12 protein-coding genes and 1 tRNA gene are annotated in these 14155 nt (G+C 36.9%); 9 read left to right on the top strand and 4 right to left on the bottom strand.

Annotated elements, in window-relative coordinates; genetic code table 11:
• Window positions 1-33: 33 nt before the first annotated feature.
• The 9 genes from murD (at window position 34) to BXY82_RS01530 (ending at window position 10195) form a co-directional block, all read left to right on the top strand.
• Complete coding sequence (gene murD / locus BXY82_RS01570) at window positions 34-1365, top strand: UDP-N-acetylmuramoyl-L-alanine--D-glutamate ligase (protein ID WP_133756429.1); 1332 nt, start codon at window positions 34-36, stop codon at window positions 1363-1365.
• 33 nt (window positions 1366-1398) lie between these two features.
• Window positions 1399-2592, top strand: a complete 1194-nt coding sequence (locus tag BXY82_RS01565; protein WP_133756428.1) for an FtsW/RodA/SpoVE family cell cycle protein — start codon at window positions 1399-1401, stop codon at window positions 2590-2592.
• Between the two features lie 69 nt (window positions 2593-2661).
• A complete protein-coding gene (gene murG, locus BXY82_RS01560) occupies window positions 2662-3777 on the top strand; it encodes an undecaprenyldiphospho-muramoylpentapeptide beta-N-acetylglucosaminyltransferase (RefSeq protein ID WP_133756427.1) in 1116 nt (371 codons plus the stop codon).
• Window positions 3778-3857: 80 nt separating this feature from the next.
• Window positions 3858-5210: a UDP-N-acetylmuramate--L-alanine ligase gene (gene murC, locus BXY82_RS01555; protein ID WP_133756426.1), complete on the top strand. Its 1353-nt coding sequence runs from the start codon at window positions 3858-3860 to the stop codon at window positions 5208-5210.
• The gene (locus tag BXY82_RS01550) at window positions 5200-5919 is read left to right on the top strand and encodes a cell division protein FtsQ/DivIB (RefSeq protein WP_133756425.1); all 720 of its coding nucleotides are present in this window, start codon (window positions 5200-5202) and stop codon (window positions 5917-5919) included. Before murC ends, BXY82_RS01550 begins: the two co-directional genes overlap by 11 nt.
• A 3-nt stretch (window positions 5920-5922) precedes the next feature.
• Window positions 5923-7266, top strand: coding sequence for a cell division protein FtsA (ftsA, locus tag BXY82_RS01545; RefSeq protein WP_133756424.1), 1344 nt, complete (start codon window positions 5923-5925; stop codon window positions 7264-7266).
• Between the two features lie 133 nt (window positions 7267-7399).
• Window positions 7400-9322, top strand: coding sequence for a cell division protein FtsZ (gene ftsZ, locus BXY82_RS01540; protein WP_133756423.1), 1923 nt, complete (start codon window positions 7400-7402; stop codon window positions 9320-9322).
• Window positions 9323-9542: 220 nt separating this feature from the next.
• Window positions 9543-9992, top strand: a complete 450-nt coding sequence (locus BXY82_RS01535; RefSeq protein WP_133756422.1) for a GatB/YqeY domain-containing protein — start codon at window positions 9543-9545, stop codon at window positions 9990-9992.
• 129 nt (window positions 9993-10121) lie between these two features.
• Window positions 10122-10195 (top strand) — tRNA-Arg (locus BXY82_RS01530).
• 658 nt (window positions 10196-10853) lie between these two features.
• On the opposite strand, the gene BXY82_RS01525 is transcribed toward BXY82_RS01530, so the two are convergent.
• The 4 genes from BXY82_RS01525 to BXY82_RS01510 all read right to left on the bottom strand — a co-directional run bounded on the left by BXY82_RS01525 (window position 10854) and on the right by BXY82_RS01510 (window position 13979).
• Window positions 10854-11384 (bottom strand): hypothetical protein, encoded by a 531-nt coding sequence (locus BXY82_RS01525; protein ID WP_133756421.1) that lies wholly within the window; start codon window positions 11382-11384, stop codon window positions 10854-10856.
• Between the two features lie 111 nt (window positions 11385-11495).
• Window positions 11496-12536: a nucleotidyltransferase family protein gene (locus BXY82_RS01520; protein ID WP_133756420.1), complete on the bottom strand. Its 1041-nt coding sequence runs from the start codon at window positions 12534-12536 to the stop codon at window positions 11496-11498.
• Between the two features lie 53 nt (window positions 12537-12589).
• Window positions 12590-13744, bottom strand: coding sequence for a hypothetical protein (locus tag BXY82_RS01515; RefSeq protein WP_133756419.1), 1155 nt, complete (start codon window positions 13742-13744; stop codon window positions 12590-12592).
• 55 nt (window positions 13745-13799) lie between these two features.
• A complete protein-coding gene (locus BXY82_RS01510; RefSeq protein WP_133756418.1) occupies window positions 13800-13979 on the bottom strand; it encodes a hypothetical protein in 180 nt (59 codons plus the stop codon).
• Window positions 13980-14155 lie beyond the last annotated feature (176 nt).

Raw genomic sequence — 14155 nt, 5'->3', positions numbered from 1 at the left:
CAAAAGTCGTATATCTAAAATCGTAAATCGAAAATGAAAAGGCTGGTAATTCTAGGAGGAGGAGAAAGTGGAGTAGGAACTGCGCTTTTAGGGAAAGCAAAGGGTTACGACGTGTTTCTTTCAGATAAGGGAAAAATTAAAGAAAAGTACAAAGACGTTCTTAAACATAATGAGATTGAATTTGAAGATGGGTCGCATACGGAATCAAAAATTCTGAGTGCTGACCTCGTGATGAAAAGTCCGGGTATTCCTGATAAAGCGCCGTTGGTAAAGCAGATCAGGGAAAACGGAATTTTAGTCGTTTCTGAAATTGAGTTTGCAGCAAATTACACTAACGCTACTATTGTTGGGGTAACGGGTAGTAATGGAAAAACAACTACAGCAAGCTTGATTTATCATATTTTAAAACAGGAATTGGAAGTTGGCTTGTCCGGAAATATCGGGAAAAGTTTCGCCCAACAGGTGCTGGAGCAGGATTACCCCAACTACGTACTCGAAATCAGTAGTTTTCAATTGGATGATATCGTCAATTTCAAACCGCATATCGCCATTTTATTGAACATCACGCCAGACCATTTAGACAGATATGATTATAAGTTTGAAAACTACATCGCCTCAAAATTTAGAATCGCTTTAAACCAAACCAAAGATGATTACCTGATTTACGATGCAGATGATGAGGTCATTTCAGAATGGCTTAAATCAAATAAAGTTCAGTCCACATTATTGCCGTTTTCATTAACTAAAATCATTGAAAATGGTGCCTATTTAGATAAAGAAGAAATAAAAATAACGATAGATAATAATCAAATAATTATGCCAACAAACAATTTAACCTTAGAGGGTAAGCACAACATTAAAAACCAAATGGCAGCATCAACAGTTGCACATCTATTAAAAATTAGAAAGCAGACCATTAGAGAAAGCTTAGAAAATTTTCAGGGTGTAGAGCACCGATTGGAGCATGTCTTAAAAATTAATAAAGTTCAATACATCAATGATAGCAAGGCAACCAATGTAAACGCTACGTATTATGCTTTAGAGTCTATGGAGTCTCCAACAATTTGGATTGTAGGCGGAGTTGACAAAGGCAATAATTATAAAGAATTGTTTCAGTTTGTAAATGAAAAGGTAAAAGCGATTATCTGTCTTGGCGTAGATAATGCGAAATTGATGGAAACCTTTGGAGGTATGGTAGATACTATTGTGGAAACTCAATATATGAGTGAAGCCGTGAAAATTGCCTACAAATTGGCTGAAACAGGTGATGCGGTATTGTTGTCTCCAGCATGTGCAAGCTTTGATTTGTTTGAGAGTTATGAGGATAGAGGACGTCAATTTAAAGATGCCGTAAGAAGTTTGTAAAATTGATAGTACCCCTTAGGTGGAAGTTAAACTATGAGTAATTTGTTATCACATATAAAAGGAGATCGATTGATTTGGGCAATTGTTGCATTGTTGGCAATATTCTCATTTCTTCCGGTGTACAGTGCCTCTAGTAATTTGGCATATACTACGAGTTCTGGCAGTACCTTTTCTTTTTTTGTAAAGCATTTTATGCATTTAATTCTCGGGTTTGCAATTATGTACGGTGTGCATCGCGTGCCGTATCGTTATTTTAAAGGCTTGTCTATTGTAATGTTGCCTATAGTGTTCATTCTTTTGGTGCTTACCATGTTTCAAGGCACAACCATTGATGGCGCTAATGCCAGTAGATGGATTCAAATACCCATTGTAGGGATGTCATTTCAAACATCCACATTGGCCGCTGTAGTACTCATGGTTTATGTGGCACGCTACCTGTCAAAAATTCATGGTAAGCCTATCACATTTAAGGAATCTATATTGCCGTTATGGCTCCCGGTATTTTTTGTCCTGATCTTAATTTTGCCTGCTAATTTTTCAACAGCTGCCATCATGTTCGCCATGGTAATGATGCTGACTTTTATTGGCGGTTACCCTATTCGTTACTTGGCGGTAATCATTGGTACTGGTATGGTGGTCTTGGCATTGTTTGTGTTGACAGCAAAAGCCTTTCCTGAAGTTATGCCCAACCGTGTTGATACGTGGATGAGTCGTATTGAGAACTTTTCGAATGGTGAAGATACTGAAGCCGATTATCAAATTGAAAAAGCAAAAATTGCCATTGCAACAGGAGAAATTACAGGATTGGGACCGGGAAAGAGTATGCAGAAAAACTTTTTGCCACAATCGTCGTCTGATTTCATATTCGCCATAATCGTTGAAGAATATGGTCTTATTGGTGGTTTGGTTATTTTGACGGTTTATTGTTGGATGTTATTCAGAATTGTTATTATTTCTCAAAAATCAGAAACGGTATTTGGCAAATTAGTGGTCTTAGGTGTTGGGTTGCCCATCGTGTTTCAAGCCTTTATCAATATGGCAGTTGCGGTGGAGCTGTTTCCAGTTACAGGTCAAACCTTACCGCTAATTAGTAGTGGAGGAACCTCCATTTGGATGACTTGTTTGGCAATTGGCATCATTTTAAGTGTAAGTGCGAAACGAGAGGAGTTAAAAGAACAAGAAGAAGGATTGGACAATCCGTTGGAAATATTGAGTGAAGCGATTTAAGGTGTTGAATTGAGAAGAGAGAAGAGAGAATAGAGAAAAGAGATTATTTGTAAAAGATTAAAAACAGAAGTGACAGAAAAGAAACCATATCATATCATTCTCTCAGGAGGCGGCACAGGAGGTCATATCTATCCTGCAATTGCTATAGCTAACGAGTTGAAATCGCGTTTTCCGGAAGCGAAGTTTCTTTTTGTGGGCGCTCTAGACCGGATGGAAATGGAAAAGGTACCACAAGCCGGATATGAGATAGAGGGATTATGGATTTCTGGCATTCAGCGTAAATTAACCTTAAAGAATTTGGCTTTTCCAGCGAAATTGGTGGTGAGTTTGCTTCGCGCGAGAAAAATCATAATGAAGTTTAAGCCTGATGTGGCTATAGGTACGGGGGGCTTTGCTAGCGGTCCTTTATTACAAATGGCGGTTTCAAAAGGAATTCCAAGCTTGATACAAGAACAGAATTCATTTCCAGGCATAACTAATAAATTGTTGGGAAAAAAAGTAGATAGAATTTGTGTGGCCTATGATGGCTTGGAACGTTTTTTTCCTAAGGATAAACTGATTAAGACAGGAAATCCAATCCGCCAAGATTTGTTGCAAATTGATGCAAAATTAGTTTTAGGAAAGGAAACCTTTAATCAAAAGCATGGGAAATACACCCTATTGGTTTTAGGTGGAAGTTTGGGAGCCAGACGAATCAATCAATTAATTGAGCAGGAATTGGAATTTTTTCAATCCCAAAATGTTCAGGTTATTTGGCAATGTGGCAAGTTGTATTTTGACACTTATAAAAAGTATAATGGTTATGAAAATGTACAAGTGCATGCTTTTTTAAATAACATGGATTTGGCCTATGCTGCGGCAGATTTTATAATTTCTAGAGCAGGGGCAAGTTCAGTTTCAGAATTATGTGTGGTTGGGAAACCCGTTATTTTTATTCCGTCACCAAATGTGGCCGAAGATCATCAAACTAAAAATGCTATGGCTGTAGTTGAAAAAGATGCAGCACTAATGATAAAAGAAGCCGATTTGGAAGTCGATTTCAAAAATAAGTTTTCCCAATTGGTGGCCTCTTCAGAAAAGCAACAGCAATTACGTGCCAATATAAAAAAATTGGCATTGGTAAATGCGACCAAAGATATTGTTGATGAGGTGGAGAAGTTGTTGAGGACGGGGAATGGAGCGTAGGGAGGATAGAGTGAAGAGAATAGAGAGAAGAGAATAGAGAGAAGATTATAGAGAGAAGATAAAAAGAATAGAGAAGAAACTTGGATTTAAAAGCAGTACATAACGTTTATTTCATCGGCATCGGAGGCATCGGGATGAGTGCGCTTGCGCGTTATTTTGTAGCGGAAGGCAAATTGGTGGCGGGTTATGATAGAACTAAAACTGAAATTAGTGAGGCTTTGGAGAATCTTGGGGTGGAGGTTCATTTTGAAGATTCTGTGAGTAAGATTCCGTCAGTATTTTTTGATAAACACGATACATTAATCGTATATACGCCAGCAATTCCTAAAAACCATACACAATATAATTATTTTAAGAATCAAGGTTTTGAGGTGTGTAAACGTTCTGCTGTACTTGGAGAAATCACCAATAACACATTTTGTTTGGCGGTGGCGGGCACGCACGGAAAAACCACCACTACGAGTATATTAGGACATCTGTTATATGCATGTAATGTTCCAGTTACTGCTTTTTTGGGCGGTGTCAGTGAGAATTATAATTCAAATTTCATATCAAATGGTACTGAGGTTACCGTAGTAGAGGCTGATGAATTTGACCGTTCTTTCTTAACGCTTTCTCCAGATATGGCGGGCATTACCTCTATGGATGCTGATCATCTTGATATCTATGGGGAAGCAGAGGAGTTAACCAAATCTTTTATAGAATTTACCAAGAAATTAAAACCTACTGGAAAACTCTTTGTTAAAAATGGATTGCCCTTAGAAGGTATTACTTACGGAATTGAAGATGATGCGGACTATTCCGCTCAAAATATAGAGATTACCAATGGCAGTTATGTGTTTGACGTGAAAACGCCAACCGGAACACTGCACAACTTTACATTTAACCTACCTGGAAGACATAACCTGTCGAATGCTATAATGGCCTTGGCGATGACTGTAGAATACGGTATCCCTCACCATCAGCTCGCCAACGCTTTAGCATCTTTTAAAGGGGTAAAAAGGCGCTTTACCTATCATATTAAAACTGACCATTTGGTGTATATAGATGATTATGCCCATCATCCAGAAGAAATTAACGCAGTGCATCACGCGGTTAGAGAAATGTATCCAGGAAAAAAGGTTTTGGCGGTATTTCAGCCACATCTGTTTAGTAGAACTCGAGATTTTGCTGATGATTTTGCCAAAAGCTTGTCGCAGTTTGATGACGTTAAGTTGCTCGATATTTATCCGGCAAGAGAATTGCCTATGGAAGGAATTAGCTCAGAATGGTTATTGAACAAGATAGAAAATAGTACTAAAAAATTAGTCCAGAAATCAGCGTTGATTTCAGAAATTGTGGCTTCAGATGCATTCGTGATTCTGACCATTGGAGCCGGAGATATAGGTGAACAAGTCAAACATATTAAACAGGCGTTGCAACTTGAAAATTAATTATAACTATATAAAAGTCATAGGATTGCTTGTATTGGTAGCATTTCTCTTTGCGTTTTCCTCTATCAGGAATTCTGCAAGAAAGGTGAGTGAGCCAAACATAAAATTTTTGGGCGATGAAAATTTATTTGTAACTCATGAAACTGTTAGTAAGTTGTTAATACAAAATCATGAGAGTGTTTCTAATATGCCCAAAGAAATTATAGATTTGAACGACTTGGAATCTGCCCTGAACGCCAATGTCATGATTAAGCAGGCACAAGTGTACATCAATGTTGACGGCACATTGACTGCAGAAATAGAACAAAAGAAACCCATTGCAAGAGTCAGCACAAATGCCTCTTACTACATTGATGATGAAGGTTCCTACATGCCGTTATCAACAAATTACAGTTCTAGAGTACCTTTGGTTACAGGTTATGTGACCAAAAATGAGCTGTACAATGTGTTTCATGTGGCTAAAAAAGTTCAAAGTGACGACTTTTTAAGAAAACACGTTACAGAAATTCATCAGAATGAAAATAAAAGTATTGATCTACAATTTAGATTGAATGACTTTAAAGTGCAGTTAGGATCGACAGATAAACTGGATAAAAAGATAAATAATCTTAAGGCTTTCTATCAAAAGGCATTGAAAGATGGAACGTTAAATAATTACAGCGCCGTCAATCTCAGATTTGATAAACAGGTGATATGTACCAAAAAGTAAAGGATGGAGAATAATAAAATTTCAGTAGGATTAGACGTAGGAACAACAAAGATTGTTGCTATGATCGGTCGTAAAAATGACTATGGCAAAGCCGAAATTTTAGGGATTGGTAGAGCTAAAAGTTTAGGCGTACATAGAGGGGTGGTTAATAATATAACCCAGACTATTCAATCTATTCAACAGGCTATTCAAGAAGCTGAAGCTGAAAGTGGGCAGAAAATTGAAGAAGTAACTGTTGGCATAGCGGGACAGCACATCAGAAGTTTGCAGCATAGTGATTATATCACTCGCGCCAATTCTGAATTAGTTATTGATGAAGAAGATATTGACCGCCTTATCAATCAAGTGCATAAATTGGTGATGCTTCCAGGAGAAGAAATTATTCATGTGTTACCGCAAGAATACAAGATTGATGGACAGGCCGAAATTAAGGAACCAATTGGAATGTATGGCGGACGTTTGGAAGCTAATTTCCATGTGGTGGTTGGCCAGGTATCATCCATCAGAAATATTGGACGTTGTGTAAAAAGCTCCGGATTAGAACTTGAAGGCATCACCCTAGAACCTTTGGCATCAGCCAACGCGGTATTGAGTCAAGAAGAAAAAGAAGCGGGTGTGGCTTTAATTGACATAGGTGGAGGAACGACAGACTTAGCGGTATTTAAAGACGGCATCATCCGTCATACAGCAGTCATTCCATTTGGCGGGAACGTCATCACTGAAGACATCAAAGAAGGTTGTTCAATAATTGAAAAGCAGGCGGAATTATTAAAAATTAAATTTGGATCAGCGTGGCCAGGAGAAAACAAGGATAATGAGATTGTTTCCATTCCAGGATTGCGAGGCAGAGAACCTAAGGAAATCACTCTTAAAAATCTGTCCAAAATCATTCACGCCCGTGTGGTGGAGATTGTTGAGCAGGTGTATGTAGAAATAAAGAACTACGGTCATGAAGAGCAAAAGAAGAAATTAATTGCAGGTATCGTATTGACTGGTGGTGGCGCACAACTTAAACATTTAAAGCAGTTGGTAGAATACATTACCGGTATGGACACCAGAATAGGTTTCCCTAATGAGCATCTGGCAGGAGATAGTGATGAAGAAATCGCGAGTCCACTTTATGCCACTGCAGTAGGCTTGGTAATGGACGGCCTAAAGCGTCAGGAACGCAAACGAATAGAAAAGGCTGCGGCTGAAGTAGAAGAGGAGAACCTTGAGAATATGGAAGCGCCTGATCCAACAATTGAAGAAGAGCCAGGGTTGACGCCTCCATTAAAAAAAGAGCGTCGCACATTTTTAGACAAATTAACTGAGCGTGTTAAAGATTTTTTAGATAACGCCGAATAGAGGCAGATAATTATCTGTCTTAAGTGTAGGATGATTAGCGGTCTCAACAGAAAAATAAAAAAAGCGGCAGATAGTAATCTGCGAAAAAGGAATTACAATTATTAATTAAGAATCCAGAAAAACCCAAAACATTATGAGCAATAAAAATGAATTTGGAAATATCGCATTCGACTTGCCAAAAAACCAATCCAACGTCATCAAAGTGATAGGAGTTGGTGGTGGCGGAAGCAATGCAATAAACCATATGTTTCAACAAGGAATCAAAGGCGTTGATTTCGTGATCTGTAATACAGATTCCCAAGCACTTCACAATAGTGGGGTTCCAAATAAAATTCAATTAGGTGTTAATTTAACTGAAGGTCTAGGTGCTGGTGCCAATCCAGAAGTGGGTGAGCAGGCAGCGCTAGAAAGTTTGGAAGATATTCGTCGCATGTTGGATACCAATACTAAAATGGTATTTATTACGGCCGGTATGGGTGGAGGTACCGGTACTGGAGCCGCTCCCGTTATTGCAAAAATGGCTAAAGAGTTGGAAATCTTAACTGTTGGAATCGTTACTATGCCATTCCAATTTGAAGGTAAGACCAGAAATGAACAAGCACAAAAAGGTATCGAAACCTTGAGAAGTCATTGTGATTCATTGGTGGTAATCAACAATAACAAACTTCGTGAAGTATATGGTAATTTAGGTTTTAAAGCAGGCTTCTCTAAAGCTGATGAAGTACTTTCCACCGCATCTCGAGGTATTGCTGAAGTGATTACCCACCACTACACGCAAAATATCGATTTGCGCGATGCTAAGACCGTTTTAAGTAATAGTGGAACCGCAATTATGGGCTCTGCAACAGCATCTGGTAAAACACGTGCACAGGAAGCTATAATGAAAGCCTTAGATTCTCCATTATTAAATGATAATAAGATTACTGGAGCCAAAAACGTATTATTGCTCATCGTTTCTGGTGCTCAGGAAATTACTATTGATGAAATTGGCGAGATCAACGATCACATTCAAAATGAAGCAGGACATGGTGCCAATATCATCATGGGTGTAGGAGAAGACGAATCATTGCAAGAATCAATTTCTGTAACTATCATTGCTACGGGATTCGACATTGAACAGCAAGATGAGATTTCAAACACAGAAGCCAAGAAAGTCATTCACGCCTTAGAAGACGACAGTAACGATGTTAAAGTTAAGGAACGTGAGCCAGCTATCATTAAGCCAGAAATTGTTTTGGAGAAGGAAGTAGAGAAGGTTGTGGTTCATAAATTAGTCGAGGAAGATAAGATTGAAGAGGAAAAAAAGGAAAATTTAAATATGAGCCTCATTCCTACCACTGAGTTTATCAAAAACCTTAATGTGGTTTATGACGAAGTTTTGGATCGTACAGAGGAAGAAGACGAAGATGATTTTATTATCACACCTATTGAACCCGTTAAAGCCGAGGCTCCAAAGGAAAGCTTTGAAGAAGAGCAGCAAATTACTTTAACGTTCGACTTGCCACTCTTTAACCAAAATATTGAAGAAACGCCGAAAGAAGAGAAAAAGGTTTTATTTGATTTAGACGAGACGACAAAAGATATTAATGTGAATGATCATGTGGAAATTATTCCTGTAACAAGAGCCGATGAAAATGGTGAAAAACGTTATGCGCTAGAAGATTTTACCACATATGAATCCTCATTGAACAAAACGAGAACCAAGCAAAAACCTGAGGTTGAAGAAGACATCGTTTTTGAAAGAAAAGTGATTAAAAATGATGAAGAAACGTCTGCTCCTGAAGAAATTGATCCAATGAACAGTCCAATTTCAGACATGTTAAAAGATCGCGCTGATGAACGAAGACGTAAAATGAAAGATTTCAACTATAAATTCAATTCTGCAAAGGTTGAGGAAATAGAGAAGGAACCAGCCTATAAAAGACAGGGCGTACATTTGGATGAGCGAAGACATTCAACAGAGCTCAATGCTTCAAGAATGTCGGTTGGCACTGATGATAATGACGATATTCAATTAAGAAGTAACAATTCTTTTTTGCATGATAACGTAGATTAATAGCAATCTTGTTTTCAAATTAAGAACCCGAAAAGCAATATGTTTTTCGGGTTTTTTTCATAATATATTTATGGTCTGCTACTGATCTGATTCTCACAAAGCCGTGTAGTAACATTGCAATTGAATTTTTTTTTTGCTATAAATTGAAATTATCCCATCCCGCTTAGTCTAAAGACTACATAGTTTTTATTATCTTCGCAGCATTAAAAGTTGATCAACTATGAGTTTACAAGAAGATTTAATGACAGCAATGAAAGCGGCGATGAAGAGTAAGGACCAAGAGGCATTGGCGGCTCTAAGAGCAGTTAAATCTGAAATTTTATTGGCTCAAACCGAGTCGGGATCTAAAGAGGGGATCTCTGAGGAACAGGAAATCAAAATTTTGTCAAAGTTGGTAAAGCAACGTAAGGATAGTGCTGCTATATTTACAGAGCAAAATAGATCAGATTTGGCAGAACCTGAATTGGCTCAAGCTGAGATCATCAGTCAGTTTTTACCAGCACAATTAAGTGAAGCTGAGATTGAAGAAGTGGTTGTGGCTACTATTGCTAGCACAGGTGCTGAAGGAATGAAAGATATGGGAAAAGTGATGGGCATTGTCAACCAGAAATTAGCTGGTCAAGCTGATGGAAAGACAATATCTAATATCGTAAGAGCCAAATTGGCTTAGATTAACAGTTTACTGTGTATTCTATCGGAATATCAGAAGTAGAAGTTTAGGTCAGCAAAGACGAAAATATAATATAAAAGTTTAAGCTGGTTAGCTTTAAAGAGATCCCCGCTTTCGCGGGGATATATTGGCCACGTAGCTCAGCTGAATAGAGCACTGGATTTCGGCTCCAGCGGTCGTGGGTTTGAATCCCTCCGTGGTCACGAATAAGTAGTTTAATAAGAAAAAACGCCAAGCTTGCTTGAGCGTTTTTTCGTTTAAACTACTTTCAAAGCGGAACGCTTTGGGATCTACAATCCCTTGCCAAGCTTGCTTGAGCGTTTTTTCGTTTAAACTACTTTCAAAGCGGAACGCTTTGGGATCTACAATCCCTTGCCAAGCTTGCTTGAGCGTTTTTTCGTTTAAACTACTTTCAAAGCGGAACGCTTTGGGATCTACAATCCCTTGCCAAGCTTGCTTGAGCGTTTTTTCGTTTGAACTACTTTCATCCCGATAGCCATCGGGAGGAACGCTTTGGGATCTACAATCCCTTGCCAAGTTTACTTGAGCGTTTTTTGTTTTATTAGTAGTAGCTTATGGCGTCTATAAGCTCTTTTATGTTAGTTTCATAGCCAACATCTTTAAATGCAATCAAGAAGCTATACAAAAGCATAGCTATCTAAAGTCACATATAAGTTAAGCATAAAAAAATAGAGAACGAATAGCTTTATAAACCTAAAAGTCTTAATCAGAATCTAATTTATATAATAAGTTAATTTTTGTTATACAAAGTGGAATAGTATTAAAAAAAACGGGCCTTAGAATTTTTTTCTAAGGCCCGTTTAACTTTAAATAGTCTAAGCTTAAAATATACTTATGTAATTATAAACGGAATACTGCTGCAAGCACATATTGAAAGTGATTATTAGCATAGCGGTGATTCTTTGGGTTGGCTGCAAATTTTCCAGTTGATTGAAGTTTTACTCCAAAATTTTGGTTGAACCAATATTGAGCACCTGCACTTAGATTTGCAGAGGTATTAAAATCATCCATATAAAAGAGACCGACACCGCCACCTACATATAAATCTAGCCATTCTGCATCAAATAGATAATCCGTAAAATACCATTTAAGAGTTGTGTTAGTTGAAAAATAAGCTATTTTTTTATCGGATGCTACATTGTCGAATATTTGTCCAGATTTAAATCCGTTAAATGTTATGTCTTGTTCCAAGGCCAATTCTTTTGACCATTGACGCTCAACAGCAAAAGCTAATGGAAATCGAAATCCAAATTCGTCAAGTCTCTCTACAGGATTTCTAGTACCTAAACTACCAACTGCATTTAAACCTGCACTTATCTTCCAATTATTCTCATAACTGTTGAATCTCTGAGCCTGAACTGTATACGCCATTATCGAAATGAGTAAACATATAAATACCTTTTTCATAAAAAAAATCTTTGGGGACAAAAGTAATCCATTACTTCCAAAATACCAAGTAGGACATGTAAGTTTTTAAGATTATTAATTTTCCCTCACAAGAAATAATTTTAGAACGTAGCTTCTATAACTTTTATTCGTCAAAAATCGCAATAGACTTGCAGTATAGGTGTTATAAGTTTTTAAGATATGGTTAATTCTATAACCTAATTTAGGTCGCTGAAGTTTGAAACGGAAGTATCCTCTTAAAAATTTTGAAGTATAAAATGGCCTTCTGGCGTATAGTTCTTTAAAAAACAGGTTAGAAATATGTAGAAAGGAATTGGCATGTTTTTCTTTTGATAGGATATGAAGTAATTTTTTGTTTTGAGGAAGTTTTAAATTTATACAGTCAAATATAGATTTGAGATGCATATTTCCTAAATAATGAGCATTATCATTAACTTGGAGTGCAAGGATGCTAATTTTTATTGAGTCGTCAATAGAGGGCACGGAAATGCCATTAATAATACGTTTGTTTTTTAGGACCTCAACGGGATTAATAAGATGTTTAAATTTAAATCTAAGAATTTCTCGATGTAGTTCGATGGCCCCAAAATTATGTTCAGAAATCTGTCTTGGTAAATGACGTAAATTTTTGTTGTCGTAATTGTAGGTGATGGTTTTTGTATACCCAAGCTTATTAATCAAGTCAAATGCATGTTCTATGTGATTGTCAGCGACAAGAATGTCAATATCGCCAATCATACGTTCTCCCATATCTTCATAAGTTGAACTGGCAATTAAGGCAATGCCTTTGATGAAAACGTGGTCTATATTTTCCTTGCTAAGGATATCTGAAATTATATAAGTTTCCTTTAATAGTTTTTCATTTCTAGCTCTATTGATATCAGTAATTTCTTCTAAATAATTTTGAAGATCTGTTGGAATATATGGGAGTAGACCTTTAGATTTTAGTCTACAATAGAGGGCTGGAAGCATCAAGTGATTACTGCTGATAACCACTACGGCGTCCCAATTGATCTTGGTATTTTGTAACTGTTCTGAGAGTATCTGCTGAGGAGTATTAAAACTTAAAATATCTGCAATAATCTGTAACGTAGTAAAAGGAGTTGATCTTGCCAATTGTGTATAATTATTCTTGTTTCAAAGATAGAAGAATTCACGTTAATTGGTGTTTAAGAACCGAATAACTCATTAAATTTAGAAACCGCCATCTCATTATCTGAATAGATAAGCTCATAGCATTGTAAATCCTTAATCCAGTCCAAAAAGAGTTCCACGTTTGAAGTCAATGGGGACAGCCATGATTCGGTAATTAGGGTTTCCAGGATTCTCGCTGTGCTAATTTTTTCCATGCTGGAAATTGCGGTAGGGTTATAATGTACGTATACAATTTTTTTACAAGGTAGGTGGCTAGTGCCAGACTCAAGGTTTTTTATGGGAGGAATATATCGTATAGGTACATTTTTAGAAGTACTTACATCCAATGGGTACTCCTCAAAATCTGGATAGAGCTCTTTTAACATGTTAAATGCGCCTACTTTAACTGAAATTCCTGACGGAAACCGATAGACTTCTTTGTTCTCAGCTAAAAGTGGCGTAAAATCATCAGCTAAAACATCTATTCCAGACGCCATAAGTACTGCTGAAAGTGTACTCTTTCCATTGCCTGATGCGCCTATTATCATGATAGCTTCCTGGTCATTACAAACCGTTGAGGCATGAAAGGTGGCCATCCAGTCTGATTCTTCTTTAGCATATAAGGCATTTATAATTTGTAAATTAATTTGCCCAGCTAAAACATGCGATTCATTTGCATGGTAATGCTTAATATATTTTTTATTGACAAAAAGAAAATTGTGGTCTTGTACTTTAAACACATCAAAAGTAGTAGTATGATCACAATTTTTCTTTTTAGTTAATGCATGCGCCCATTGCGGATGTATAAATTTTTCGAGCTCTAATGTTCCGTAGTTTATGATGACTGAAGAAGTTTTTAAAAGATATTGTTTTATAACAATAGGCGTAGCAATCTTTGGTATGAGGACACTTGCTGAGTTCTGATCTGCAGATGTATTGGCTTGTTTGATGAGCTTATGTATATCATCGTAGATAGTATGGGCCTCCTCTAGCGAGATATTTTGATCAATACATGCCGTTAAAAAAGAAGATTTGTTAGTAGTTTCAAAGAACAAGCCTAACAAATCATTTATAGTTTTAGAAACAACGAGGTATTGATTAGATCTTTCAAACCAAAATATAAAACTGTCGTTAATTTGGACAATAAATCTCGGAGAACAAATTTCGCTCAATGTATTTTCTTTAAACATTGATTAACCCAATAGGCTTCTCAGGTCAACCCAGTGTACTAGATTATATATTTACTCACGGTGTATCTATAGGAAAAGTATCATCACCTGTTCCGCCTGGTGGTAATGATGTCTCTTGAGCTTTTAAAGGTTGTAGAATCGCAAACGTGCCTATGGCTGTTAATGCCGCATATTTGCCCATGCGAGACAACGCTTCCTTCCTTGTGATTTCGTTTTTAATAGGTTCCTTTTTCATACTATAAATATATACTGCAAATATAAGCATGTTTATGAATTATAACAATTTTACACTAAGATTTAGTACCCATGATGTGATAACATTATAATTTATTGACTAGATTCTCAGTAATATACAAAATTAATAGTTTAACATTAAGAAATGTATATTGATGTTGTGCTTTAGAGTGCATA

It is taken from the genome of Gelidibacter sediminis, assembly GCF_004364975.1.
Lineage (GTDB): Bacteria > Bacteroidota > Bacteroidia > Flavobacteriales > Flavobacteriaceae > Gelidibacter > Gelidibacter sediminis.
The sequence above is the reverse complement of the archived record's forward strand: the minus strand, read 5'-3'. Positions and strand labels throughout refer to the sequence as shown.

Coding starts and splice junctions, on each gene's coding strand:
- murD (WP_133756429.1), top strand. CDS start 34: ATGAAAAGGCTGGTAATTCTAGGAGGAGGAGAAAGTGGAGTAGGAACT.
- BXY82_RS01565 (WP_133756428.1), top strand. CDS start 1,399: ATGAGTAATTTGTTATCACATATAAAAGGAGATCGATTGATTTGGGCA.
- ftsA (WP_133756424.1), top strand. CDS start 5,923: ATGGAGAATAATAAAATTTCAGTAGGATTAGACGTAGGAACAACAAAG.
- ftsZ (WP_133756423.1), top strand. CDS start 7,400: ATGAGCAATAAAAATGAATTTGGAAATATCGCATTCGACTTGCCAAAA.
- BXY82_RS01535 (WP_133756422.1), top strand. CDS start 9,543: ATGAGTTTACAAGAAGATTTAATGACAGCAATGAAAGCGGCGATGAAG.
- BXY82_RS01525 (WP_133756421.1), bottom strand. CDS start 11,384: ATGGCGTATACAGTTCAGGCTCAGAGATTCAACAGTTATGAGAATAAT.
- BXY82_RS01515 (WP_133756419.1), bottom strand. CDS start 13,744: ATGTTTAAAGAAAATACATTGAGCGAAATTTGTTCTCCGAGATTTATT.
- BXY82_RS01510 (WP_133756418.1), bottom strand. CDS start 13,979: ATGAAAAAGGAACCTATTAAAAACGAAATCACAAGGAAGGAAGCGTTG.